The organism is Burkholderia sp. JPY481 (assembly GCF_038900515.1).
GTDB lineage: Bacteria > Pseudomonadota > Gammaproteobacteria > Burkholderiales > Burkholderiaceae > Paraburkholderia > Paraburkholderia youngii.
On the sequence record NZ_JAYMRT010000010.1, the window covers coordinates 14,058 to 38,598 of the forward strand.

The 24,541-nt window shown below is 59.5% G+C and carries 24 protein-coding genes and 2 pseudogenes; 12 read left to right on the plus strand and 14 right to left on the minus strand.

The features are described from left to right. Positions 1-12 precede the first annotated feature (12 nt). Both VSR82_RS22850 and VSR82_RS22855 read right to left on the minus strand, forming a co-directional pair. Positions 13-570, minus strand: coding sequence for a GNAT family N-acetyltransferase (locus VSR82_RS22850; RefSeq protein ID WP_429463383.1), 558 nt, complete (start codon positions 568-570; stop codon positions 13-15). A gap of 1,614 nt (positions 571-2,184) precedes the next feature. Beyond that, positions 2,185-3,183, minus strand: a complete 999-nt coding sequence (locus VSR82_RS22855) for a LysR substrate-binding domain-containing protein (RefSeq protein ID WP_429463381.1) — start codon at positions 3,181-3,183, stop codon at positions 2,185-2,187. Positions 3,184-3,501: 318 nt separating this feature from the next. Here VSR82_RS22855 and VSR82_RS22860 point away from each other — a divergent pair, with 318 nt between their 5' ends. Beyond that, a complete protein-coding gene (locus VSR82_RS22860) occupies positions 3,502-3,663 on the plus strand; it encodes a DUF1328 family protein (protein ID WP_176122082.1) in 162 nt (53 codons plus the stop codon). Positions 3,664-3,853: 190 nt separating this feature from the next. Here VSR82_RS22860 and VSR82_RS22865 read toward each other — a convergent pair whose 3' ends face one another. Both VSR82_RS22865 and VSR82_RS22870 read right to left on the minus strand, forming a co-directional pair. Next, a complete protein-coding gene (locus VSR82_RS22865) occupies positions 3,854-4,186 on the minus strand; it encodes a thioredoxin domain-containing protein (RefSeq protein ID WP_368581452.1) in 333 nt (110 codons plus the stop codon). A gap of 756 nt (positions 4,187-4,942) precedes the next feature. Next, positions 4,943-6,841 (minus strand): acyltransferase family protein, encoded by a 1,899-nt coding sequence (locus tag VSR82_RS22870; RefSeq protein WP_429463377.1) that lies wholly within the window; start codon positions 6,839-6,841, stop codon positions 4,943-4,945. 227 nt (positions 6,842-7,068) lie between these two features. On the opposite strand from VSR82_RS22870, the gene VSR82_RS22875 reads away from it, so the two are divergent. Then, on the plus strand, positions 7,069-7,803 hold the full coding sequence (locus VSR82_RS22875) for a hypothetical protein (protein ID WP_410848372.1): 735 nt from the start codon (positions 7,069-7,071) through the stop codon (positions 7,801-7,803). A gap of 35 nt (positions 7,804-7,838) precedes the next feature. Here the strand turns inward: VSR82_RS22875 and VSR82_RS22880 are convergent, their stop codons facing one another. The 4 genes from VSR82_RS22880 to VSR82_RS22895 form a co-directional block, all read right to left on the minus strand. Continuing rightward, a complete protein-coding gene (locus VSR82_RS22880; protein WP_429463375.1) occupies positions 7,839-8,141 on the minus strand; it encodes a DUF4148 domain-containing protein in 303 nt (100 codons plus the stop codon). Positions 8,142-8,328: 187 nt separating this feature from the next. Next, positions 8,329-8,634 carry an alkaline phosphatase family protein gene (locus VSR82_RS22885; protein ID WP_498858124.1) on the minus strand — a complete coding sequence of 102 codons (306 nt, stop codon included), beginning with the start codon at positions 8,632-8,634 and terminating at the stop codon, positions 8,329-8,331. Further along, positions 8,552-8,947, minus strand: coding sequence for an ABC transporter substrate-binding protein (locus VSR82_RS22890; protein WP_429463373.1), 396 nt, complete (start codon positions 8,945-8,947; stop codon positions 8,552-8,554). The genes VSR82_RS22885 and VSR82_RS22890 overlap by 83 nt, the downstream gene beginning before the upstream one ends. A gap of 212 nt (positions 8,948-9,159) precedes the next feature. Further along, a complete protein-coding gene (locus VSR82_RS22895; RefSeq protein ID WP_429463371.1) occupies positions 9,160-9,342 on the minus strand; it encodes a hypothetical protein in 183 nt (60 codons plus the stop codon). Positions 9,343-9,663: 321 nt separating this feature from the next. Here VSR82_RS22895 and VSR82_RS22900 point away from each other — a divergent pair, with 321 nt between their 5' ends. After that, positions 9,664-9,912: a LysR family transcriptional regulator gene (locus tag VSR82_RS22900; RefSeq protein ID WP_429463369.1), complete on the plus strand. Its 249-nt coding sequence runs from the start codon at positions 9,664-9,666 to the stop codon at positions 9,910-9,912. Positions 9,913-9,926: 14 nt separating this feature from the next. Here the strand turns inward: VSR82_RS22900 and VSR82_RS22905 are convergent, their stop codons facing one another. Further along, positions 9,927-12,212, minus strand: coding sequence for an NADP-dependent malic enzyme (locus VSR82_RS22905; protein ID WP_368581446.1), 2,286 nt, complete (start codon positions 12,210-12,212; stop codon positions 9,927-9,929). 190 nt (positions 12,213-12,402) lie between these two features. On the opposite strand from VSR82_RS22905, the gene VSR82_RS22910 reads away from it, so the two are divergent. The 5 genes from VSR82_RS22910 (at position 12,403) to VSR82_RS22930 (ending at position 17,214) form a co-directional block, all read left to right on the plus strand. Continuing rightward, positions 12,403-13,329, plus strand: a complete 927-nt coding sequence (locus VSR82_RS22910) for a LysR family transcriptional regulator (protein ID WP_429463687.1) — start codon at positions 12,403-12,405, stop codon at positions 13,327-13,329. A gap of 87 nt (positions 13,330-13,416) precedes the next feature. After that, complete coding sequence (locus VSR82_RS22915; RefSeq protein ID WP_429463367.1) at positions 13,417-14,817, plus strand: pyridoxal phosphate-dependent decarboxylase family protein; 1,401 nt, start codon at positions 13,417-13,419, stop codon at positions 14,815-14,817. Between the two features lie 95 nt (positions 14,818-14,912). Beyond that, on the plus strand, positions 14,913-15,530 hold the full coding sequence (locus VSR82_RS22920) for a TetR/AcrR family transcriptional regulator (protein ID WP_410842392.1): 618 nt from the start codon (positions 14,913-14,915) through the stop codon (positions 15,528-15,530). Between the two features lie 64 nt (positions 15,531-15,594). After that, complete coding sequence (locus tag VSR82_RS22925) at positions 15,595-16,473, plus strand: DMT family transporter (protein ID WP_429463365.1); 879 nt, start codon at positions 15,595-15,597, stop codon at positions 16,471-16,473. 33 nt (positions 16,474-16,506) lie between these two features. After that, complete coding sequence (locus VSR82_RS22930; protein WP_429463363.1) at positions 16,507-17,214, plus strand: alpha/beta fold hydrolase; 708 nt, start codon at positions 16,507-16,509, stop codon at positions 17,212-17,214. Positions 17,215-17,514: 300 nt separating this feature from the next. Here the strand turns inward: VSR82_RS22930 and VSR82_RS22935 are convergent, their stop codons facing one another. After that, on the minus strand, positions 17,515-18,117 hold the full coding sequence (locus VSR82_RS22935; RefSeq protein WP_498858092.1) for a TetR/AcrR family transcriptional regulator: 603 nt from the start codon (positions 18,115-18,117) through the stop codon (positions 17,515-17,517). Positions 18,118-18,257: 140 nt separating this feature from the next. Here VSR82_RS22935 and VSR82_RS22940 point away from each other — a divergent pair, with 140 nt between their 5' ends. Further along, entirely contained in the window at positions 18,258-19,031 is a 774-nt protein-coding gene (locus VSR82_RS22940; protein ID WP_429463359.1) for an SDR family oxidoreductase, read from the plus strand. A 312-nt stretch (positions 19,032-19,343) separates the two neighbouring features. Here the strand turns inward: VSR82_RS22940 and VSR82_RS22945 are convergent, their stop codons facing one another. Together VSR82_RS22945 and VSR82_RS22950 are read right to left on the minus strand one after the other, a co-directional pair. Then, a complete protein-coding gene (locus VSR82_RS22945) occupies positions 19,344-19,964 on the minus strand; it encodes an HD domain-containing protein (protein WP_410848362.1) in 621 nt (206 codons plus the stop codon). Further along, the gene (locus tag VSR82_RS22950; RefSeq protein WP_498858093.1) at positions 19,961-20,362 is read right to left on the minus strand and encodes a zinc ribbon domain-containing protein; all 402 of its coding nucleotides are present in this window, start codon (positions 20,360-20,362) and stop codon (positions 19,961-19,963) included. The genes VSR82_RS22945 and VSR82_RS22950 overlap by 4 nt, the downstream gene beginning before the upstream one ends. A gap of 166 nt (positions 20,363-20,528) precedes the next feature. On the opposite strand from VSR82_RS22950, the gene frmR reads away from it, so the two are divergent. Beyond that, the gene (frmR, locus tag VSR82_RS22955) at positions 20,529-20,804 is read left to right on the plus strand and encodes a formaldehyde-responsive transcriptional repressor FrmR (protein WP_368581437.1); all 276 of its coding nucleotides are present in this window, start codon (positions 20,529-20,531) and stop codon (positions 20,802-20,804) included. Positions 20,805-20,859: 55 nt separating this feature from the next. Continuing rightward, on the plus strand, positions 20,860-21,969 hold the full coding sequence (locus VSR82_RS22960; RefSeq protein WP_410848361.1) for an S-(hydroxymethyl)glutathione dehydrogenase/class III alcohol dehydrogenase: 1,110 nt from the start codon (positions 20,860-20,862) through the stop codon (positions 21,967-21,969). Between the two features lie 196 nt (positions 21,970-22,165). Here the strand turns inward: VSR82_RS22960 and VSR82_RS22965 are convergent. After that, a pseudogene (locus VSR82_RS22965) lies at positions 22,166-22,938 on the minus strand (flavin reductase family protein); the annotation flags it as partial. On the opposite strand from VSR82_RS22965, the pseudogene VSR82_RS22970 reads away from it, so the two are divergent. Then, positions 22,939-23,148 (plus strand): annotated as a pseudogene (locus VSR82_RS22970) (FAD-binding oxidoreductase); the annotation flags it as partial. It lies immediately after the preceding pseudogene. Between the two features lie 315 nt (positions 23,149-23,463). Here VSR82_RS22970 and VSR82_RS22975 read toward each other — a convergent pair. Continuing rightward, positions 23,464-23,958 (minus strand): hypothetical protein, encoded by a 495-nt coding sequence (locus VSR82_RS22975; RefSeq protein WP_498858094.1) that lies wholly within the window; start codon positions 23,956-23,958, stop codon positions 23,464-23,466. Between the last annotated feature and the right edge of the window lie 583 nt (positions 23,959-24,541).

Below are 24,541 nucleotides of genomic sequence, written 5' to 3' on the forward strand. Positions count from 1 at the left end.
TATTCGGCTTCGTTAGCGACGGTCAATTCGATCGGCATCGCCACATCGATCTGCGCCGCCTTGCCTGCCGGTCGGCCAACCAGCCTCTTCACCTCCCGCGGCAACGAGCATCTTTTCGAAGCAGCACGCATCGCACTGTTCTATATAGGAACCGTACCGTTGAACGGCCCTGAAGCCGTTGCGCTCATAAAATCGGATCGCGCGCCGGTTCACCGCGCGAGTCTCGAGGACCAGCCTTTTATAACCGGCTGCCGCCGCGTTGACTTCAAGCTGCTGCAGAATCACTTTGCCGACACCTGAATAATGCGGCCTGCTGTAGATTCTCTTGAGTTCCGCCGTGCGCGAGTCGAAATGCCAGAATGCGCCGCACCCAACCGGTTCACCGGCAAGGGTGCGGGCAACAAAAAACCGTCCGTGCGATGAGTGAAAATCGGCGAGACAAAACCTCGACTGCCCGCCATCGCCTGAAAATACCGCCAGCGTGGCGCTGAGTTCATCAAGCAGGATTTGTCCATCAAGCGAGGCAGGGTCCTCGCGGCGGACAGTTATGGCAATGCATGACTGAGTCATTGGTCCTCCGTTGGCGCGGCTTCGGCTTCAGCCTGTTTTCGTTGCATCAGTGGTCATTCCTTGAACCCCCATGCGTCCGCCGTCGGGATGCAAAGATGCGACTGACAGAACGAGTACACGAGTAAGCAGCTCATCGGACATCGCCTCGCTGTGCCTGTTTACTGCGCACCTGATGCAGCCGTGTCCGACGCGCCTTTAGCGTGTGAGCCTTTCTGTGGGAGTCGGGTCGGCGAGCTCGCCGTCGAACCTTTCGACATGGATGTCGAACCACTGGTCGCGCCTGTGTTCGGCGCACTGATTCCCGCACCACCCTGGCCCGCTCCGTTGGCTCCTCCCGCCACGCCAGCACCAGCGCTCGTCCCGCCGCCTCCACCGCCTCCACCGCCCTGCCCATAGGCCGCGCCGACCGACGCTAGCGCCAATGCAACACATACGGTTGCTGTCTTCGTTGCTTTCATGATTGCCTCCCTTCAGTGACCGCAATCTCGCGGCAACGACGTGGGACGAAACTGCGCTATACCCGGTGGGGTGCCAGATTTCGCACGCCGGCATTTCCCGAAGCGCAACGACTATGCCAGACACGCGTCATGAGTAGCCGCACCTCAGGTGCTGCCCAACCGGAAGCTCCCATCGACGCCCACCGCGCGGTCAGTATGGCGTCCTTGACGCGAGGTTGACGACGATATGGAAACATTGACCGCGTGGGGCGCCCTCTGCGCCGCCGACGGGTTTGAAGTAAGACGCGCTCGCGACGGCCGATCGGCACCACGAATATTTATCGACTTTCAGTTGATGTGGTTGTCGCCGACTGACGGATGTCAGCCTTGGCCCGGCTCAGTGTCTAAGATGAACCATTGTCCTCAAACGCGGGCCCAAGAGACTTAAGAAGTTTTGCAAGCCTTGCTCGCTGCTCCGGAGCCAGCCCCGGTGTCGCGCTTACCTGTTCAAGCCGCGCACGCCAGTAGGTCCGGCCGAATAGCGAGTTTGCGCCATCGGCTGACAGGATCCGTTCGAGATGGGTTATCGCCGCTTCGGCAGTATGTGGGGTATAAGGACTCGTCCTTTCCGCAGGCCCTTTCCTGAATGTTTTTGTTTTCATCCATCTTTCTCTTGTGCTAGCCGACTGAGTCCGGTCATACCTCGGCTCTCTCGTCGAGACCGATTCTCTCAACCAACTCATGACGGTGCTCTCCGTTGTTATCTTTAGACGCTCGTCGCGTTTCCACGCGCGACGGTGCAATCACATTCGCCGATGCGTTTGATGCCACCATTCATGATGATTCAGATGTCGTAGCATTCTTGACCGCGACCGCTCACGCCGATAGTGGCCAACCACCATGAGCGCGGCGATGCCAAGGGAGGAGCCTCCGATAATGAGGCCCATGCAGGTTTCACTCATGACTTATTCCCCTGATGGAAGCGCGAGGGTATGCGTGAGCCGGCTCACTTAACCGGGTTTGAAAATGGTCGATCCATTTCCGTTTGCCTGCAAACGACATTAACTCACGGCGTGTGAATACCGCTCACACTCGCAGACGAGCTGTCGGCAGCCGCGTTGCCGACGGTTGCAGGATGCGATCGATGAGCTCGATGCGCTTCCACCGCCAAGCACACTCAGCCGGAAACGACGCTGGCTGGCCAGCCGGCCGACGCAGCCCAGGCTGCGATCGACTGTTCAGTGTCCTGGCCTTCCTTCAATAGCCATTCGTAAAAGCTTTCCGTCACAGGGTTCATGTGGCTCGCGCACGCAAAGTACTTCCGGTACCGCGCTGCGCGCGGACCAAAAGGAACGCATAATCGGTTCGAAACGATCTCGTCGATGGCGAGAAAAAGCGGCACCAGGGCGATGCCTAGCCCCTCGGCGGCCGCGTGCAACGCAAAGTACATCTGTTCGAACTTCAGTTGGCCGATTGGCTTCAGACCTGGCACACCGGCCTCATCAAGCCATTCCTCCCATGGGTACGGCTCCGTCACATAGTGGATGAGCGTGTGGCCCGCGAGGTCACCGGGTTCGCGCAGACATCCTCCCTCAAGCAGATCACAGTGGCAAAGCGGCACGATCACCTCGGTCATGAACGGCAATGACACGCAGCCCTGGATCGGCTCGCACGCACCGCGAATCGCAATATCGTAGGCATTTTCATGGAAATTGACCGGTGCGATCGACGTCGTGAAGCGGATCTCGACGTCGGGCCGCCTGCGCTGGAAACTCGAGATGCGCGCAATGAGCCAGCGCATCGTAAAAGTGGGTGGCGCATTGATGGTTAGCGCGCTGGGTACCACCTGGTCCACGAGATGCATCGACGCGACGGCAAGGCGGTCTAGCACCGCGGTCGCCTCGGCGAGATAGCACCGGCCTGCTTCTGTCAGCACCAGCTGCGAGGCAGTGCGCATGAATAGCGGCACGCCGAGCCATTCCTCCAGCGACGCAACCTGTCGGCTGACGGCGCCATGGGTCACGTTTAGCTCCGTGGCGGCCCTCGTAAAGCTCACATGCCTGCCCGCTGCTTCGAAGGCTCTCACAGCGTTGAGCGGAGGGAGTTTTCTTGTCATCTCGGGAAGTCGCCGATTTAGCGTCGCTAACGATCCTTGCCGCGGGTGCGCAACGAGCATTCCCGCGCAGCCTGTAGCGGAAGCGAACCGGCAGATCGAGGCCGATAGAAGTTCCGAGGCTTAAACGGAGAGGTTTTCTGCGCTTGAGAGGTCGAAGCCGCCGGCCGCGATGAATGAACCGGAGGGTCATTCGTCGGACCAAATCCATGAATGGAAGGGCCTGCCACTCGGCAATCCCGGAGCACTGCGATCGCTGGCTGATTTCGTTCGCCTGGCGTTGATTTGCCTGCGCCACCCGGCGGGGAACGGGAATTGCTGCCATGAAGGCGTCATGCGTGCACCTGAGACGAACTGCCCCCGATGGAAGGAGGACACATCATGTTGTATTACGCCCTTGTATTTTTCATCATTGCGATCATTGCCGCAGCGTTCGGCTTTGGCGGCATCGCCGCAGGCGCAGCCAGCATCGCAAAAATACTTTTCGTCATATTCGTCGTGATTTTCCTTGTTACGCTCGTGATGGGCCTCATGCGGCGGTGACACACGAGTCGTTGCAAACGCGGGCGCCGCCAGGTGCGGCGCCTGCGAGCTTGTCTGTCGCACGCATACGTTTTGATCACGTCCGTATGGGTCGCAACACGGCGAGTTATCCCGTTGCCGATCGACTTCAATTCGCAACTGCCAGCGTCATGGCGCTTGCCAACGCCTTTGGCGAGTGGACGCCCGACAGCTAGTAGCGCGTGTTGAACACGAAATGCGGCACACCGCTCGCCTGCGTGTCGCCGAACGAGCTTCGCTGGCCGGGGAGGTCCGCGGCACGCTTTGACGCCGCCTGGTGTGCCGTCAGACTCGTGTACTCGAGGCCGCATTCGAGGCTAAGACGCGCGAGAACCTCGGCACGTCTCGCCGCAACAGCTTGCGCACTCCCAAGACGATCGCGATAGAACGCCTGGTACGGCAAACCCTCGACAGGTATCCCGGGCAGCAACTGGTGAGAACGCCACTGCACCGATACTCCCACATTGGGCCGCGAGCTTGCGAAACGCGACACCGCCGCATCCATTTCGATCTCGAGGACGGATCGCTCGCCACTTTCATCGCAGGGTTGCCCATTCAGGGTTTGGTCAGACGTGTCATCGCGGAGTATCCTCGCAACCGGCCTGCACCAGCAGGCCGCTGCGTGTGAAAGACAAAATCCTTTCGTATGGTTTGCCAGACTCGTTAGTACCGCGCATCTCCGATAATGCCGGCTCGCTTCATCTGCATACCCAGTACTCAGGAATACCACGGCTCTACCGTGGTGGTGCCAGAGCGTGAGGGGCGATCGAACGTCCATTCGTGCCCTCGCCGTTATCACACCAGCGAACCACTTGTTGCCGACTTCGGTGTGTGAGTCGATTGCGCGGTCACCGACGACATCTGTTCGCAGTACACGTGTTATCGCCGCGGGCAGTTCGACCCTCAACAGATCTTCGCAGCTCTCCAAAACGGACACTCAGAGACTCGGTGTATGTGGCTTCACATTAGAGTATCGGTCGTGACACTGCAGTGCGCGACCAATGGCCGGCCGTGTCTCGCACAACGTTGCAGACCTGCATCTGGCGCAAAGACACTCAGCAGCCCAAGGTCGGTGCCCTGGCAAGTCTGCTTCAGGAAATCCAACGAAAATGAATAAAGGCGTTTCGGACAATTTCGATAAGGCCGACCATTGTCACTAATCAGTTCTCGCTACAGATCGTCGGCGATCTGGATGTGGGCATCGACTTGCGCAATTTGGCCGATTGTCCCCTGACGCTATTGGCAGAGCGGTAGTCAGCACTCAGCTCGCGGACCCCGCTTCCATAAGCTTGCTGACGACCTGCTTAAAGCTTGGCAGCAGAAGCCTGTTCGCATAGCCGCTGAGGTGATCGCCATCGAAGACGAGCGGCCGGCCGTCGGCGGTGTGCGTTGAGCAGACCGAATCTGGGCACAGTGGTGGCAACGGGTCCCATACGCTAACTTCAGGGACCGCCTGCACGATGTGAGCATACGATTCGAGCACCGGCGCCCGCAAGGCTTCCAGATCCTCACGCGCGATGCTGTCGCCGCCGGAACAGATCGGATTGTCGCGATTGAACCAGTCCGAGCATCGGAACGGCTGGCTCCGAAACTCGGGTGTGGGTCCCTCCAGGATGACCTTCGCCCCTTTGGCTGCCAGTTTCTGCAAGATTGGAATGGCCTCTCGCACGCCGTCTACCCGGCTTTTCACGGCCTCTGGACCAAACATGTAGTCCCGGGCGCTCGAGTCGTCGAAGCGGGCCCACTCGTCGGAGAAACGTGGCAGTCGCAGCGAAGGCAGGAAGATCACGTCACCTGGCCTGACCTGTGCCTCGATTTGAGCGAGTGCCGCATCTGTCTCCGGCGCACAGCTCTCCACCTCATCCTGTTTGCGCGGCAGCAAAACCATGAACGGACAGCCGCCATTGTTGTACGCGAAGACCTTCACGCCAGTATCCCGGGCGAATTCGCGCAACATCCTGTTGTAGGCCATCGCATGCGAATCGCCGATCACGTACAGGCGCCCGCGATAGGTCGCCGGAAGCGAACATCCCGCACGTGAATACGTCCATAAGCGCCCCCCGTTGAGCTTGGTCCTATCCCACGTGTCCAGACATCCGTCAGTGCTGGCCTCAAGGGGGCGGCTCGGATACCAGTCGTCGGCACGTTGTGACACCACGCTCAGCGACAGATTCAGCTGGGCTACCTGAATGCCTGCCCACAACAGCGCTCCGCACATCAACGCAGCTACGCCCGCACCTACGACAGCGGGACGCCGCATGCCTTTGAGGACCGCCGAGCGCCGCACCGGATTCTCGACGTAGTACCAGGACGCTGTCGCCAGTGCGAAGGTCAGTACGGCCGCAAGCACCCGCCAGACTGGCGCATCGAGCCCCGTCGTCCACCGCAGCAGCACGATCACAGGCCAGTGCCAGAGATAAAGCGAATATGAGATCTTGCCGACGAAAGTCACCGCTGGTGAAATGAGCAGCTTGTGCAGCCAATCCCGCGGCTCTCTTCCGTGCAGCGCATACAGTACGCCAAGCGTGCCGGCAACCGGCAGCAGCGCACCCGGAAAAGGAAGCTGCTGCGGGCGCAAGCCGTTGAAACCGGCCGCAAGCAGCACCAGCGAACCGCCGAGCAACGCCATCGAAACCAGCGTCCCATTGCGGTCGATCACGCCGAGCGGGCGCTTCGCGAGCGCGAGCAACTGGTATAGCAGGATACCGGATGCCAATTCCCAAAAACGCCCTGGAATCAGGTAAAAGTCGATCCCTTCATTCCGTCTCGAAAGCCACCATGCGCTCAACACGGACAGAGCGAACCCGCCGGCGAACAGAACAACGCAAAGCGATTTTCTCGGACGTTTGCTCACCCACATGAAGAAAAGCAACGGAAAGATCAGGTAAAACTGCTCTTCTACCCCAAGCGACCAGGTATGCAGGTATGGGTTGAATTCGGCGCGTGGTGAAAAATAGTCATCACCGATGAACGCGAGCACCAGATTGCTCAACCCAAAGAAAGCAAAGAAGCCGGTGTATTTGTTGGTATCGCTCAGCCATGCGTTTGGAATGAACAGTGCTGAAAACAAGCCGGTCACCAGCAGGCACACCACCAGCGCTGGCACGATCCGCTGCACTCGACGCGAATAGAAATAGAACACGAAGCGCGAAAATTGCATCGATTCGAGATTTCCAATCGTGCCGCGTAAAACTGCTGCTTGTCGACTCCGGACGCGCGCAATAGTGTTCGAGGTCCTCGTGGATCGGCAAGCGCGTTGCTCCCCGTTGCAGTTCTAAAGTTCATAGCAGTGATGCCGATAAACGGTTTGCCGGTTCCTGATTTCCCGGGATGGTCATTATTCAAAGGCGCTGGGCGTCGACGCTCTCAATCCACAGATACAGAATCATGAAGACCAAAGCACTTTCAAAGTTCTTACTCGCCGCGGGGTTTGTCGTCACAACACTGCTCACCGGTTGCGCTTCGCTTCCGAAAACCGACCTTGCCGCCAGCAATCGACAAAAGCTCCATACGATCGCCATGTTGGACGTCAAGGAACCGCGCGGAGAGAGCGTGGTGAACTTCGGTGGCGCTGCCGGAGCATTTGGACTGATTGGTGGATTGGTGCAAGCAGGGGTCAACGCCAATCATACGAGTACGTACACGCAGCGTGTCGCGAGCGAAAAAATCGTTTTCGCTCCCGTTGTTGACAATGGGCTTACAGAGCGACTTTCCAATGCCGGCTATCAGATCGTTGCGTTGCATGGCCAGAGCGTCAAGCTCGCAAGCGATGGCAAGTCAGACGACTTCTCAGATATCAAGACCGACGCGGATGCCATCCTGAATGTATGGATTACTTCGTTTGGCTATGCATCCCCACCGAATACGAGCGACTTCATTCCGTGGGTCGTTATCCGTGCGCGCCTGCTCGATTCGAAGTCCATGCAGGACATGTACTTTAAGACATTCGCTTGCGGCTGGGACATCAAGGCCAATTCGATTCATATCGAAGCAGACGCCAAATATCGTTTTGGCAGCTTCGGCACGCTGACCGACCAGTTCGACCAGTCGGTAGCAGGCCTCAAGGATTGCGAACAGGCGGTCGTCGCAGCAATCGGGCAGGATTTGACGAAGACGCAGTAAGCGGTTGATAGCCGAAGACGCCTGCCCAACCGCAATCAATGCGGCAGGCACTCGGTTTGGAACCAATAGTCGACCAGGCGCTGGGCCGCTTGCAGATCATCCGGATAGTACGGGTCGTCATTCCACGGCGACGGGTCGTAACCGGCTTTCCTCAGAGCCGCGAGTTCATTCTGGTGCTGTGCCAAGGTCGGAGGCGCGTTGGTTTTGAGCGCCGCCAGATCGCGGCACTCTGCCGGGCTGAGATGCCGCCCGGTATATGGCGTGCCGCCGACGACACAGCCAGCGAGCAAAAGCACCGCGGCAGGAAGTGTCAATCGTGTTTTAAGCGACTTGGTCATAGTGCGTGGACTTCCCTTCGATTGCATGATAGTACGTCGTCGCCAAGTGCGACCGCATGAAACCCCTGATTTACGTCGGACTGGCCCGTCTTCAACTCCCCGTTGAACGTGGTCTTGAATGACACCTTATCGTCGCCCGCGAGAGCAGGCGGGGAACCGGCTGTCGCCGAGGTGTTCAGCGCGCTGCTCAGGCTGGGTACGCATTGCGCGCTGAAACAGCCGGCGAGTAAGCCTTGTGCGAATCGAACTTTTCCGCCAGCAGTTGCAAGATCGAAGTATGGTCGAGGTCGCCCGAAAACACGCCGCCCGCCGACACGTAGGGCGACACGGGAATCGCGGGAACGCGTAGCCCTGTCGTTTCGAAAGCGAAGCCAGCGACGTTACAGGGAAGGCGAAGCGGCGAAACGTGGTCAAAAAAACCGCCATGCTCGCACCGTCTTCGGATTCTTGCTGATGAAGTCCTGCGTCGCGAATAGGCTGGACTCGGGGTAATCGGAGCCGAACACCTTGACGTTGCCCTCGGCCGTGCGCATGTTCTCGAGCGGCTTGAGGCTGCCGTCCTTCGTCAGGATCGTGGCGCTCGGATCGTTGACGATCAGCGCATCGAATTGCCCTGCCCGCACCGCCGCGACTGCGCCCGCCGCCTGGCCCACATCGATGATCGCAACGTCCGTCGGCTGCAGCCCCGCCTTATGCAGAATGTAGTTGACCGCCATGTGCGTGCTCGAACCCGGCGCGCTCACGCCGATACGCATGCCCTTCAGGTCTTTCGCCGACTTGACTTCGCCCTGGCGCTTCTGGGACACGCCGAAGATCCGGCCCGGACAGATCTTGTCGCAAAGCGTCCGCGGACCAGCCGTCGCCTGGTCTGGTTGCATTGCTTCGTCGCGCTCCATCAATGTGGTTGATGCAGATGTGCGAGCATCATGCCCGAGGCCAGACGGGTTGGACGTGGTCTTTTGGCAAGGCACCATCACCGATCGCGATGACGCAGATCTCTTCGATCGACTCTCCGAATTCAGAGTCGATGAATGTGAAGACCTCCATCGATATGCAAAGCGTCTCCGGTGCTAAACGGCAAACAGCCCAACGCCAACGACGCGACGGCCTTGCCGATCTCGTCCACTGTCCCCCATCGCGCGATTGGCGAAAATCCTCGTCGAATCTTCTCGTCGTAGTCGGCCTGTGCGACTTCCGTCATTCTGGTTCGAAAGATTCACGGCCGTACCTCGTACACCGGTACGCCAAGCTCGCCGAGTCCGGCGGCGAAAAGTTTCGTTACCGTGGTCAATGCCTACTTCGAGATGCAGTACTCCGCTCTGTTGGGAGCGATCAAGCGATCAGAAATGCGTCGCCGAGGAGATATTGATGATCGAACGGGCGTGTCCCCCGACATCGGCGCTCCCGACTAAACGGCGCGCCAGCCGTTGCGGCAGAAAGAATGTGCCACGCATTCGATCGAGGGAAATCCCTTATTCAGCGAAAGTCGATCCCGCACGTATCCGGCTCGACCTGAAATCTGATGGGAGTATTCGATCCTGTCATGACCGGGAGGTATGTCACGCGGGCCGCAGAAAGGCTTGAGATTACGCAGTCGTCCGTCAGCGATGCTCTGAATCGACTGCGCGAGCCATTTGAGGATGAGCTATTTGAGAAGTCCGCCAGTTGTAGCCATGATGGCCGTCGCCCGGCTTATCGAAGCAGGTTGTCAACGAAGAGACGCGACCCAGAATCCAAAGTCATTCAACCAGGCCACCGTGAACTTCCTTGACGACAGCTAGCTAGCTAGTCGCGATTTGCCTGCAACACCGTGAGCGCGGCCATATTGATGATTCGACGAACCGTCGAACTGGACGTCAGTATGTTGACGGGCGCGTTGACGCCGAGCAGGAACGGCCCCACGGCGACATTACTTCCTGCCTCGGTCTTCAGCAGGTTATACGCAATATTTGCCGAGTCGACATTCGGACAGACCAGCAGATTGGCCGCGCCCTTCAGTCGCGACGTGGGCAAAACACGCTGACGCAGCGCTTCATCCAGCGCGCAATCTCCGTGCATTTCGCCGTCGATCTCGAGGTCGGGTGCCTTTTCGCTGACGAGTGCGAGTACTTTGCGCATCTTCTCGCCCGACGCGGAACTGCCCGAGCCAAAGTTCGAACGCGATAACAACGCAACTTTGGGCGACAGATTCAACCATGCCATTTGCGCTGAGGCCGCAATGGTGAACTCCGCGATCTGTTCGGCAGTCGGGTTGTCGTTGACGTGTGTATCGACGAGTGCCAGCGTGCGCTTGTCGAGCAGCAGGATATTCATGGCCGCATAAGTTTGTGCGTCGGGTTTCCTGCCGATCACTTCGTCGATGAAGCGCAGATGCTTGTGATAAGCACCGACGGTGCCACATATCATCCCGTCCGCGTCGCCCAGTCGTACCATCATGGCGCCGATCAGCGTCAGGCGGCGGCGCATTTCAACCCGCGCCATTTCCTTCGTGATCCCATCGCGGCACCGCAGTTCCCAATACGTCGTCCAGTATTGATGAAAGCGTTCGTCGTTTTCTGGATTCGTGACCTCGACGTCCTCGCCCAGCTTCAGCCGCAGCCCGAATTTCTCTATTCTCGACAGCAGCACTTCCGGCCGGCCGACAAGAATCGGCCGCGCCAGCTTCTCGTCGACGATCACCTGAACCGCCCTCAGAACACGCTCCTCCTCGCCCTCGGTGAAGACAATGCGCGAGTTTCCACCCTCGCGCACGAATTGCTTCGCGGCCGAGAACAGCGGTTTCATGAACGCGCCGGAGTGATAGACGAACTGCTGAAGCTGATCCGCGTAAGCGTCGAAATCGGCAATCGGGCGCGTAGCCACGCCGTCCTCCATCGCGGCCTTTGCGACCGCGGGTGCGATGCGCACGATAAGCCGCGAATCGAACGGCTTTGGAATCAGATACTGCGGCCCGAAGGAAAGATCGTACGCACCATAGGCGGCGGCGACGGAGTCGTTCGGTTCCTCTTGCGCGAGGCCGGCAATCGCTTGAACGGCGGCCACTTCCATGTTCCGCGTGATGGTGGTCGCACCAACGTCGAGCGCACCGCGGAACACATAGGGAAAGCACAGGACATTGTTGACCTGATTCGGATAGTCCGAACGGCCCGTCGCGATCACCGCGTCATCACGGGCCTCGCGCACTTTCTCGGGAAAGATCTCCGGCGTCGGATTGGCGAGCGCGAGAATCAGCGGACGCGGCCCCATCTGCTTCACCATCTCCGCGGTCAGCACGCCACCCACCGAAAGACCAAGGAACACGTCGGCGCCTTCGATGACATCGGACAGCAGCCGCGCCGACGTGGCCTGTGCAAAGCGCGCCTTGTCGGGGTCCATCGCTGCCTTGCGTCCTTGATAGACCACACCTTCGATGTCGGTCACCCAGACGTTTTCGCGCGGCAGCCCGAGATCGACCATCAGTTCGAGACACGCGAGCGCCGCGGCACCTGCGCCTGAAGTGACGACCTTCACCTTCGAGATGTCCTTGCCCACCACTTTCAGACCGTTGAGAAACGCAGCGGACACGGTGATCGCAGTACCGTGCTGGTCGTCATGGAAAACGGGAATCTTCATACGGTCGCGCAGCTTTTGCTCGACGATAAAGCAATCGGGCGCCTTGATGTCCTCCAGATTGATCCCGCCAAATGTTGCTTCGAGACTCGCGATAATATCCACGAGCTTGTTGGGATCGCTCTCGGTAATTTCGATGTCGAAGACGTCAATGCCCGCGAACTTCTTGAACAGGACCGCCTTGCCCTCCATCACCGGCTTGGACGCAAGCGCACCGATGTTGCCGAGACCCAGCACCGCCGAGCCGTTCGTGATCACGCCGACCAGGTTCCCTCGGCTCGTGTAGCGAAACGACTCGCGCGGGTCCGCCGCGATTTCCTCGCATGCGACGGCGACGCCGGGCGTATAGGCGAGTGCGAGATCCCGCTGCGTGACGAGCGGTTTGCTTGCGCTCACCGATATCTTCCCCCGCGTAGGAAACTCGTGATACTGCAGGGCTGCCTCGCGTTCGGTCCTGTCCATTTGTGCCGTGCTCCTATGTGTGCGCCGGGCCCATCCCGGCTGATCGTCATGAAACACATTCTAGGAACGAGGCATGCGAGGTTTATTTTGTTTTATTATCGGGGCATCACCTTTTGGTTATGTCTGGATTCGCCCTATCGTGTCATTCAACACGGACGAAGTGATAAGGCGCTTGAGTGCACGCCTGAAAATGCGCCATCTCATGTTGCTGCTGCAAATACGGCAACATGGCTCTCTCACACGCGTAGCCGAGCACATGGCGAGCAGCCAGCCTGCCATCACGAATGCGCTCGCTGAACTGGAAGATATGTTCGGTGGTTCGCTGTTCGAGCGTTCGTCACGCGGCATGATTCCGACCGCGCTCGGCACGACCGTCCTCTCACGCGCTGAGTCGATGCTGCACGATCTCGACCACCTCGCATCCGATGTCGGCGCGCTGATCTCCGGTCACGCGACGCGGTTTCACATCGGCGTGATTTCCTTCATTTCAGGAAAGACTCTGGCGGCGGCAATCCGTCATACGCAGTCGCAGATTACGCAGCGGCTCACTTTTTCCATCCACGAAGGCACGAGCGAAGGGCTAATGTCCCAATTGCGCGACCATACACTCGACATTGTGATCGGACGTGCATCGTCGAGCGTCGATCTCGATGATCTTCATTTCGAAGTGATTCATCAGCAAAAACCCCGTTTGATCGCTTCCCGGCGCCTCGCTGCCAGACTCTCACGCAGCGCAATGAACTGGCGAAAACTCGCCGAACTCGACTGGATTCTCGGTGCATCGCAAACCCCGATGCGCGACCAGATATCCGATCTGTTCCTGCACGCCGGCGTCACACCGCCCTTTCCTGTTGTCGAAAGCCTATCGCCGCGGCTGATTGGCGAGACGGTCGCATTGAACGAGAACGCCGTGTCCATCATGCCGGCAGACATCGCGGAAGAACTCGTACGGATTGCGGGCGTGGCGATTGTCCCCTATGCGTTCGACTGGACCTTGCCACCCGTTGCGCTGTTCACCCGCCCGGGTATTCCGCGCGACATAGACACGATTTTCGCTGCATCATTGCGTGCGCAATATCAGACCAAGGTAGTGAGCGACCCAGCGTCGCTCGGGTAACGTTGGTCGCAAGTCGCTGCTCGACAAACGTGACCGGTTTCTATTGCGCCCGCATGGTCGTATGCCTAAACCTCCGGAACGAACCATATGAAACTCGACGAAAGTGCAAAAGCAGCCGGACTGACCCCGACCGCTGAACTGCTGCAGGACGCCGGGCAACGTGCGCTCGCTTATGTTCAGTCTGTGCATGACAGGCCGGTCAACGTTTCTACTCAGGCATTGCAAGGCCTGAATGACTTCCGGCACACATTGCCAGACGCCGGGCTGGATGCACGTGAAGTCTTGCGCCGCCTCGACGAGGCTGGGTCCCCCGCTACCGTCGCGACAACGGGCGGACGGTACTTCGGTTTGGTGATCGGCGGCGCGCTGCCCGCAACCATCGCAGCGAACTGGCTCGCGACTGCCTGGGATCAAAACGCGTGCTTTCGATGGACTTCGCCGATCGCGGCAACGCTCGAAGACGTTGCGCTACGCTGGATCGGCGATCTGTTCGGCTTGCCGGACGACGTCGGAGGAGCCTTCGTTACGGGTGCGTCGATGGCCAACTTTGCGGCGCTGGCAGCAGCACGCCACTCCCTGCTATCCCGCCTGGGCTGGGACGTGGAGGCGAAGGGACTCTACGGCGCTCCGGAACTCCGTGTAGTCGTCAGTAAAGAGACTCACGTGACCGTTTCCAAGGCGTTGTCGATGTTAGGACTCGGACGCGAGCGGGTCATCGTAGTGCCAACAGATCACCAGGGCCGGATGCGAGTCAGCGAACTTCCGGAACTGGATGAGCAAACGATCGTGTGCATCCAGGCTGGCAACGTCAATACCGGCGATTTCGATCCGGCGCGCGAGATATGCCGCCTCGCGAAGAAAGCCGGTGCCTGGGTCCATGTTGATGGTGCATTCGGGCTATGGGCGCTTGCAAATCGTCAGTTCGACAGTCTGACGGATGGCGTGGCCGAAGCCGACTCCTGGGCGACGGATGGGCATAAATGGCTCAACGTACCGTATGACAATGGCATCGTTCTAGTGCGCAGAGCCGCCACTCTGCGTGCGGCAATGTCGTTGAATGCCGCGTACCTGGCAGAGGGCGACGCGACTGAGCGGGAACCGTCGCACTACACGCCGGAATCCTCGAGACGAGCGCGCGGTGTGGATATCTGGGCCGCGCTTCTTAACCTGGGCAAAGATGGCGTTGCGGGGCTAGTCGAACGTACCTGCCGGTATGCCCGAATTTTTGCCCAAGGTCTCGAGGCCAGTGGCTTTGAAATCCTGAATCGTGTCGTACTCAACCAGGTGCTCGTCTCATTTGGTACGCCGGAGGTGACGCGCGCCGTGATCAACCGTCTTCAGGCCGAGGGCATTTGCTGGTGTGGCGGCACAGTATGGCAGGGCCGCGTCGCCATGCGAATCAGTGTCTCCAGTTGGGCCACCACTGACGCGGATGTGCAAACGAGCCTTCGGGCAATGATTCGCGCCGCGCAAGCCTGCGTGCCGTGACGAAACGCGAACCACCGTAGAGCGTGCATGCTCATACAGATGAGCTTTGCAAATCTTCATTGACTTTTCTGGACTGCGCGGTTTATAAATTGAGCATGCGTAACGTAAACTCCATCACCGACCGGCAGCGAGGACGTCCCCGCGAGTTCGACGTCGACCACACTATCGAGCGTGCAATGCAGGTCTTCTGGACGCTCGGCTATCAAGGCACGTCTTTGCCGGACCTGATGCAAGCGACCGGGCTCTCCCGAGGGAGTCTGTACGCAGCCTTTGGCGACAAACACGGTCTTTTCCTGCTCGCCCTCGATCACTACATCGTGCAGGCGCTCAAACGTCTCGACTTTGAGCTTGCCTCAGGGCAGAAAGCTCTGGCGGGGCTAAAGGCGTGTATGGACGGCTACGTCGAGCGTACCAATGGTGCTGCCGGCAAGCGCGGCTGCCTGGTTGTGGCTACAGCGATGGAATTGGCGGCGCATGATCACGAGGTTTCGAACCGGATCGCCTATTTCTTTAGGGCGATGGAGGCCCGGTTGGTCAAAGCGTTGAAGCACGCCCAGAAGGAAGGCGATCTGGGCAGGAACGTTAGCCCCGAGGCGGCGGCTCACGTGCTGGTTTGCTTTCTCGAAGGGCTTCGTGTCGTTCGCAAGACAGGAATCGAATCTGACAGGGCAAGGGATGCCGTGCAGACACTGATCAGCAGTCTGGCACGTTGACTGCTGACGATGAGGCGCGACGCATTTCCCGCGTCTATTTATGGACTGATTGGTTTAGTTATCAATGGAAGCTATTCATATAGCAGCGGCGCTGCTTGTTCCTTTGCTGTGGGGATTTCAGTTTGTCGTCGTAAAAGCGGGGCTCACGGTGCTGCCACCGCTCTTCTTCGCGGGCCTGCGATTTGCCGTGATTGCCGCGATTCTTATTCCGTTCGTGGCACGAATTCGGGGCCCGGAGATTTGGCCGATCTTCCTGATTTCCTGTTTCATGGGAGGGGTGAATTTCGCGTGTTCATTCATAGGATTGACGCAATCGCCGGCGGGAATCGCCGGGATTGCCAATCAGCTTTGGACGCCCTTTACCCTGATGCTTGCCTGGCCAATGCTTGGAGAGAGGCCCTCTGCCCGAATGGTGATCGGCGTCGGCTTCGCGCTATGCGGTGTGGTCCTGTCAATCGCCGATCCGGGGTTGAAGGTCTCGACCATTCCGACTCTATTCGTGATCGCGTCTGCCTTCGGGTTGGCGATGGGCAACGTACTCGCAAAGAAATTCGGCCCTTTCGATCCTGTGATGCTCTTCGCCTGGGTATCGCTCTTCACGGCATTCCAGCTTCTTGGACTTTCGATGATCGTGGAAGGTGGGCAGATCGACGCGCTTCAGAGGGCGTCAAGTTCAGAGTGGCTGGCTTTCGCCTTTACCGTGATGCTCGGCGGAATCGTCGCATTTACGATCTGGTTCTGGCTTATAGCCCGATTCTCGATGGCTCGGGTTGCCCCCTACGCGTTGCTTCAATCATTCTTCGCGATTGGCGCTGGCGTCGCCTTCAGGCATGAACCCATTACCCCTACGCTGATTTTGGGCGCCATTATCTGCGTTTTCGGAGTCGCGCTCAGCCAGTGGCCGATCTCCACCAAGCCGCGTACCGGAGACAGGGCGCAGTGAATCGCTCACAAGGAAACAGAAGGAACAATCGTCATGGCGAAATTCGTGCTAGTTCATGGTGCTTTTCAGGGCGGCTGGGTGTACGCAAGAGTCGCCCGCCACCTTCGCGAGGCCGGACATGATGTCTACACTCCCACGCTGACCGGCCTCGGCGAACGCTCTCACCTGGCCGACCGGGCGATCAACCTGGACACTCACATTCAGGACATTGTTAATGTCTTCAAGTACGAGGACATCACCGACGCAATCTTGTGCGGTCACTCGTATGGCGGCCTCGTCATAACTGGTGTAGCGCATGAAATCGGGGAGCGCATCCGCAGGCTTTTCTATCTCGATGCCTACGCGCCAGCCGATGGGCAGTCACTTGTCGATATTACCGGCGCCGAGACCGCGCTGGCTTTCCTCACGCAGGCGGGCCAATCCGGCGGAATGATTCCGCCTATTCCAGCAGCCCTATTCAATGTAAATGAAGCAGACGCCGCCTGGGTCGACAGGATGTCGGTGCCGCAGCCGCTGGCCACGTTCGTTCAAGGCGTCCGCGCAGGAGTGGATTCGGCACCCGTTGCTAACCGCACCTATGTATTCGCGAGCGATAACGGAGGCGATTGGTTTGTCGAGACGTATGCCCGATTGAAGGACGCCCCCCGATGGAAGGTCCACGATATTCCGTGTGGTCACTCCATCATGCTGGATCGTCCGGCGGACCTGGCTGCGCTACTGCTGGCGGAAGCGACGCATTGAGGTCTCGCGGTTCAGATTGCCCCAACGTCTTAAGGACGGCGCTATCGCCGGCGAAACATGAACCCGGTACCCGCATCGAGCAGTCAACTTTCCGAATCGCCACACACGGATAAGCCAACCCGCTATATGTTGTTTACCGGTGCGAGTCGCGGAATCGGACATGCGACCGTAAAACTGTTCCAGAAGCATAGCTGGAAGGTTTTCACTATTTCGCGGCAACCCATCTCCGAAGACTGCAAGTGGCCGGCCGCGCGGGATTCGCATATCCAGGCAGACCTTGCCAATTCCGGACCCATCCACTCACGCAACCGGTTTCCTGCGACGAGGTTGAGGTTGAGGTTGAGGTTGAGGTTGAGGCCATGCCGACAGCGCAATATCAGCCAGTCGCTTCAATATTGCCCTGCATGCCCCGTCGCAGGCTTGCGCCGACATGCCTTGCACGACCGCCTCGTAAAAGCGGGCGAGAGCTTCAGTGTCGGTCTCCGGGGCAAGCTCACCCTCGGCGACGGCACGGTCAAAGCGTGCCTTGACGGCCTGGAACCAGGACTCCCGCCGCTCGGCGACCGCCCGTGCGACGGATTCGCTCTTTTCGGCATATTGAAGAACAGCCGTCGAAATCATGCAGCCGCGCGGCCTTCCGGGGTCGGTAAAGCGTGCCGCGGCGTCGTGCAGGTAGAACGCTATCGCATCGTAGGCGGGCATGTCTCCTTGCAGCGCTTCCAGCCACTTCCCGTTCTCACGCTTGCTAATGTGGTCGACCGCCTGTCTATAAAGCTCCTCCTTTGAGCCGAACGTTGCGTAGAGGGACGGCGGCGGAATACCCATGGCCTCGGTCAGATCGGCTATCGAGGTGCCCTCGTATCCATGCTCCCAGAACAGCCGCGCGGCGACATCAAGCCCCACGTCGCGCTCCAGTAACCTCGGTCTGCCACGTTTTCGGGCGGGGTGACTCATTTTGTAGCGATTCCTATAAAAAACATTGACAGCGTGTTTTCAGCGTTATTAATATAACGATCACTATTCAATTCGAAAAGGAATGAATGATGTCTGGAAAACTTTCAGGTAAAACGGCCATCATAACGGGAAGCTCGCGGGGTATCGGCCGTGCTGTGGCGCTGGCCTTCGCGCGAGAAGGAGCCGCGCTCATCGGCGTGCATTACGGCAGCAACGCGGATGCTGCTCACGCCACCGTTCGCGAGATCGAGGCCCTCGGAGCAAAAGCCGTCGCCATCAAAGCGGACTTGAGCCGCGGGAAACAAGCAACGGACAGTATCTGGGAGCAGTTCAAGGCAGCCGCGATTGCCGCCACCGGTGAGCCTCGGCTTGACATTCTGGTCAACAACGCCGGCATTGCACCGGGGATTCCCTTGTCTGAAACCAGTGAGGCGACCTTCGACGAGGTGCTGACGGTCAACTTCAAGGCACCGTTCTTTCTGATCCAGGCCGTTTCCGATCACATTCGCGACAATGGACGAATCATCAACGTTTCGACGGGCTTTACGCGTGTCGCCGCTCCAACGCATCCCGCGTACGCCGCATCGAAAGGTGCCGTTGAGACCCTGACGCTGGCGCTTGCCCCTGAGTTCGGGCGTCGCGGCATCACGGTCAATACGGTCATGCCGGGCGTGACGGACACGGACATGAATGCGGAGTGGCTCACCGTACCGGAGGCGCGCGCCGGCGCGGAGGCGATGTCGGTATTCTCGCGAGTAGGTCGAGCTGACGACGTCGCTGACGTCATCACCTTCCTGGCTTCGAATGACGCACGCTGGACTACGGGACAGGTGATCGACGCGACAGGCGGCGCCCGGCTCTAAGCATTGCGCCCGGTAAATCCACCGAGCGCACTAGTTCCAACTGCTGTGCTCCAATCGGTGCCATCTGCTGCTTCGTTTTCATCGCCGCGAGATCAACAATGGCATCAACGTGGTCCGGGATCTCCAGTGTACGACTTCAACGACCGGACCATGTTGGGCATGCTGCATTGATCCCGGGATTAAGCACCCCGAAGTGCAGAGCTTGCGGCGACTTCGCAGCGCGCGGCAAGTACGACCCCGGCGGTTCGCTGCCGGGGTCTCCTTTTCAAGCCACATCGCTGAGGTCTGCGAGCCCCGCTCTCGCGTCCGGGTCTACCGCGATCCCGGCGTCTCCGACGCGAGCCGCCACGTGAGATTCCCGCGAGCACGCATCTCGCATCTCGCGTGGAAATAGTCCGTGAAATAGATGCGAGGTCGTGCAAGCAGGCTGCCGAGGAACTTTCGTTCCTGCAAGTCATACGCGAGGTCGTCGAGGTCGGAGCGCTCTCTGCGCACGCGCACTCCTTCCGCCAGAAACCGGGATCTCGCGGCGCCTAGCACAGCGAGGTCGATGTCGCACGTAAAGCGTTCATCGAGTTCTTCCGGCGCGCCGATATGACGGGTAGCGAGGACCATTTCGCAGATGCGCTGACACATCGCAATGCGATCGCCGGCCGAGCGTCGAAGCCAGTCCGCGCTGCGCTGTTCGTTGTCGCTTGCGCCTGGAACATAGATGATGTCGTGGCACCACAGCGCAAGTTCCACGAGATCAGGATGCGGAATCGCGCTGCGCGCCACATCGAAATAGCGCAGACAGCGGCGAACGTGACGCAGCGTGTGATAGTGACGAATGGGTTCGCCGTAACGTTGCGCGAGGTCGGCATAGACCGCCTCAGCGCGTGCGCCGCCGCAGCGCGTCCACAACTCGACGAAGCGTTCCTGCAAGTGGGTCATCTCTGCTCCTTCGCGCACTTCAGCTCACTACGACTGCCAGACGCTTTAGTCAGCAGGCTGCTCAGAGAAACTCCGCGCGAATGTCGATGCTGGAGCGTCGACAGATATCCGCGTAGTGCCGCGCGAGTTTCGCCTCTTGCTTCCATCGCGACGTGCTCGGCACGGATACGCTCGGCAAGATGATGGGGCGTGTAGTTGACCGGTGCAGGCGGTGGTTGCTGGACGGAGCTCGCCGGCTCCGGCGTTTCGCTGAGCGGCGCCCCGCACTTGCTACAGAATCGGGCGGTTGCGGCGGACCCGCGCCCGCAACGGGGACACACGCACGTCAGCATGGTCACGCAGGCTTCGCAGACCCTGGCCCTGCTGAGATTATCGAATCCGCAGTTTGTGCAGCGCATACAACCTCGCCGCGGCACGACCAGTAGGAATTCATTATGCGCCGGATGCACCACGGTAGCAGTCCGGCTATTCACCTGGTATTTCGGCCGCCGAATCCCCGGAAAGCTATACTCCCGAAAAGTATTGCCCTATACTGCCCCCTAGTATCCACACATCGTCGCTGTCATGCCTCATTCCGTCGAAGAAAAGAAACGCGTCCTGACACGCGTGCGCAGGGTCCGCGGCCAGCTGGACGCGCTCGAGCGCGCGCTGCAGGATGGCGCCGATTGCGCGCCGGTGCTCCAGCAACTGGCTGCCATCCGCGGCGCGATCAACGGGGTGATGGCCGGTGTGCTCGAAAGTCATCTGCGCGAGGAGTTCACGCACCTTGCGGGATCCGCGGATGCCCCATCGGGGTCGATCGACGATGTCGTGACCCTCGTTCGAACCTATCTACGCTAGTTGAATGCGGGATTTCCAACCCGCAATTGGCCGCCCCTTTCTTAACAGGACCACTATGAAATCGCGTGCTGCAGTTGCGTTTGCGCCAGGTAAGCCCCTCGAGATCGTCGAGATCGACGTCGAACCGCCTCGCAAGGGCGAGGTGCTGATCAAGATTACGCATACCGGTGTTTGCCATACCGATGCCTTCACCCTCTCGGGGGACGATCCCGAAGGCCTCTTCCCCGTCGTGCTCGGTCACGAGGGCGCCGGCATCGTCGTGGAAGTGGGTGAAGGCGTGACGAGCGTAAAACCCGGCGATCACGTGATCCCGCTCTACACCGCGGAGTGTGGCGAGTGTCTGTTCTGCAAGAGCGGCAAGACCAATCTGTGCGTGTCCGTGCGCGCCACGCAGGGCAAGGGCGTGATGCCGGACGGCACGACCCGCTTCAGCTACAACGGCCAGCCTCTCTATCACTACATGGGCTGCTCCACGTTCAGCGAGTACACCGTGGTGGCCGAGGTGTCGCTCGCCAAAATCAACCCGCAGGCCAATCCCGAGCAGGTGTGCCTACTCGGCTGCGGCGTGACCACGGGTCTGGGCGCGGTGAAGAACACCGCCAAGGTTCAGGAAGGCGATACCGTCGCCGTATTCGGGCTGGGCGGCATTGGCCTCGCCGTGATCCAGGGCGCCAAGCTCGCCAAGGCTGGCCGCATCATCGCCATCGACACCAATCCGGGCAAGTTCGACCTTGCGCGCGCCTTCGGGGCGACCGATTGCGTCAACCCCAATGATCACGAAAAGCCGATCCAGCAGGTCATCGTCGAAATGACGGGCTGGGGTGTGGACCACAGCTTCGAATGCATCGGCAACGTCAACGTGATGCGGGCGGCGCTCGAATGCGCGCACCGTGGCTGGGGCCAGTCGGTCGTCATTGGCGTGGCCGGTGCGGGCCAGGAAATCTCCACCCGTCCGTTCCAGCTCGTGACCGGCCGCCGCTGGCTGGGCACGGCCTTTGGCGGCGTGAAGGGCCGCTCGGAACTGCCCGGCATGGTGGAAGACGCGATGGAGGGCAAGATCCAGCTCGCGCCGTTCGTCACCCACACGAGGCCGCTGTCCGGCATCAATGAAGCGTTCGATTTGATGCACGAGGGCAAATCGATCCGGACCGTGGTTCACTACTGACACCGAAGGACGGAGAGAGGCCTGGGTCTCGGCAATTCGTCCGTCCGTTGACCACGCCAACTGCTCGTACGCGAGGCGCCGACGCGTCGCTCGACAATTTGCCCATGGTCCCGGCACCGATCAGGTATTGCGTTCGCCGGCGCTGCATGGGCAATCGAGGATGCTCCGGGCCGAGGGCTCCCCGGAATCGGAAAAGCTACAGATCGAGAATCAGATCCGAAGTCGGCCGGCTGCAGCACATCAAGCGCATGCCCTTGTCGATTTCACGCGGGCGGATGCCTCCGTTGTGCTTCATGTCCACCGAGCCTTCGAGGACTTTCGTCTTGCAGGTCCCGCATATGCCCTGGCTGCATGACGATGGCAAGGGCACACCGTCCTTGCGCGCGGCGACGAGCACCGTCTGCGAACCGTCCATCATGAACGTGCGACCCGAGCGCGCCAGCTGCACCGTATAGCCTATCTGCCCGCTCGCTTCTGCGGTGGACTGCGCGCCCGGCCCTTCGGCGCACTCCACAGTCTCCGCGAAGTTGAAGCTTTCCTGATGATATCCGGAGGGATCGTGCCCACCTTCCTCGAGCATCTTTCGGAAGCGTCCATATAGCCGCCCGGGCCGCAGATGAACACTTCATGATCGCGGTAGTCCGGCACATGCCGGCTCAACAGTTCAAGATCAAGACGCCCCACGGGACCCGACCAATCCGGCTCGTTCCCGGTCGCCTCGCATACGTGCACGACCCGGAGCTTGTCCGAGAGTGCGCACAAGCACGCAAGCTCGTTGCGAAAGATGATGTCTGCCGGCGTCCGGGCGCTATGAATAAACACGATGTCGCGATTCAGGCCGAGGTCGAGCGCCGCCCGCGTCATTGACAGCAACGGTGTCACTCCCGATCCCGCCGCAAGATACAGAAGCCTTGCAGCGGGGTCCGAAGAAGGTGTGAATACGCCCGAGGGTCCGAAGGCTTTCAGCTCGTGTTTAGCGCCCGGGACGGCCGGCTCTTCAACTTTGAGCCGGGCCAGTTCATTACGGTGTCCGCCGAGATCGCCGGCAAGGAGGTCAGCCGTTGCTACACGATCTCTTCGCCGCCGACACGCCCCCATACGCTTTCCATTACGGTCAAGCGCACGCCGGGCGGCATCATGTCGAACTGGCTGCACGAGAACATGAGGGAGGGTGTCGAGCCGATGTAAACCGAAATACGACTACCACGCCTTGTTCTTTGTCTCCGTGGCCCAGTCGTCGTGTCCTATTGCCACTTCGCGTGCTTATGACGATTGCGAGCGACTACGTCCCACTGCTTTCTCGCTTCCTTTTGCGCCGACTTGCCGTGATCATGCTGATGTTCTCCGTCGGCTGCCTGACCAGCCTTGGGGCTCCGCCTTGCGAACCTGAACATTTCGGCGAATTTCATCTCGATCTCCTTGTGCGGTAACGACGCCGCAAATCCAGTTTACTCCGGCTGCCAGGCCAGGAAACGCAATGATCGACGCGTCAATTCAAATGATCGTTCTCGTTCTTGTCGTCTCGAACGCTGTCGCGCCCGGGCGGGAATTTTTCTCAATCTCAGCGTTGCAGCGCGTGGCGTAGATGAATGTCAGATCCGAAGCGTCTCGATGCGGCACCTGGAAAGTACCCCAATCCTCGCCTGGTTCGCTGAGGCGGTCACATAACAGTTCGATCACTGCATCGGGAGCGGGTGCGCAGTTCATGAACGGCTTGTGCGACATCAGAAACGTCCGCATTGTCTCTGGTTGTTCCAGGTCGAGCGGAACGTGCCACGGCAGCCGGCCAGATGTTCCGTCAAACTGCACATACAACACCGGCGGAGCCTTGAAGTGCATGTGGAACAGCCCATGCACATGGATCGCGAAACGCTCGAAATAGTCCTCCATGCGCGACTGCAGGCTCGAGTGGGAATAAAGGAGGGTCGCGCTCGCGGTAGCTTCCAGACGAAAGGTGACAAACCTCGCTTCGCCTTCCTGTGAAACCACCCCGACTCCGTACTGCCCTATCACCTGGAACGGGGTCGCGCGAGGCGGAGTGTAAAAGTACCGATCGACGTAAGAGATGGGTTCCCCATCGTCGTCATCGTCGCGGAAGTTGCCCGCTCGGGAACTCGCGGAGGCTGGATTGCCGGGATTCAATCGGGTGGATCTGGTGTCCCTATCGCTTTTGCTCGACATAGTGGTGCCTCCGCATCCGGTTCTGGGAGAAGCAGCATATGCGTCCAATCCGACGGGTTCGGCCTTGCGTCTGCCTTGCGAAAATTACCCCTTCGGATCTTTACGTACCAGGGAGTTTTGCGGTCCGTGAGTCGTGCGCCTCCAGGCCTCGTCCGCTCTTTGCTGAGCCGATTTCACGGTATGTTCGATCCGACGCTTACTGGTGGGCGCATGCGTAATCGCCGAAGTCAGACTGGAAAGTGTCCGTCGGACAGTCCTCGTGACCATAACTCGCTCCGCGTTCTAGTCCATATCCACATGTTAAGTCTAGGCCGTTACATGAAGTGCGCGCTACTGTACGTTTGAACAGCACCTTGGTGAGTCCACGATGCACATCGTCCCGTTTCATCGG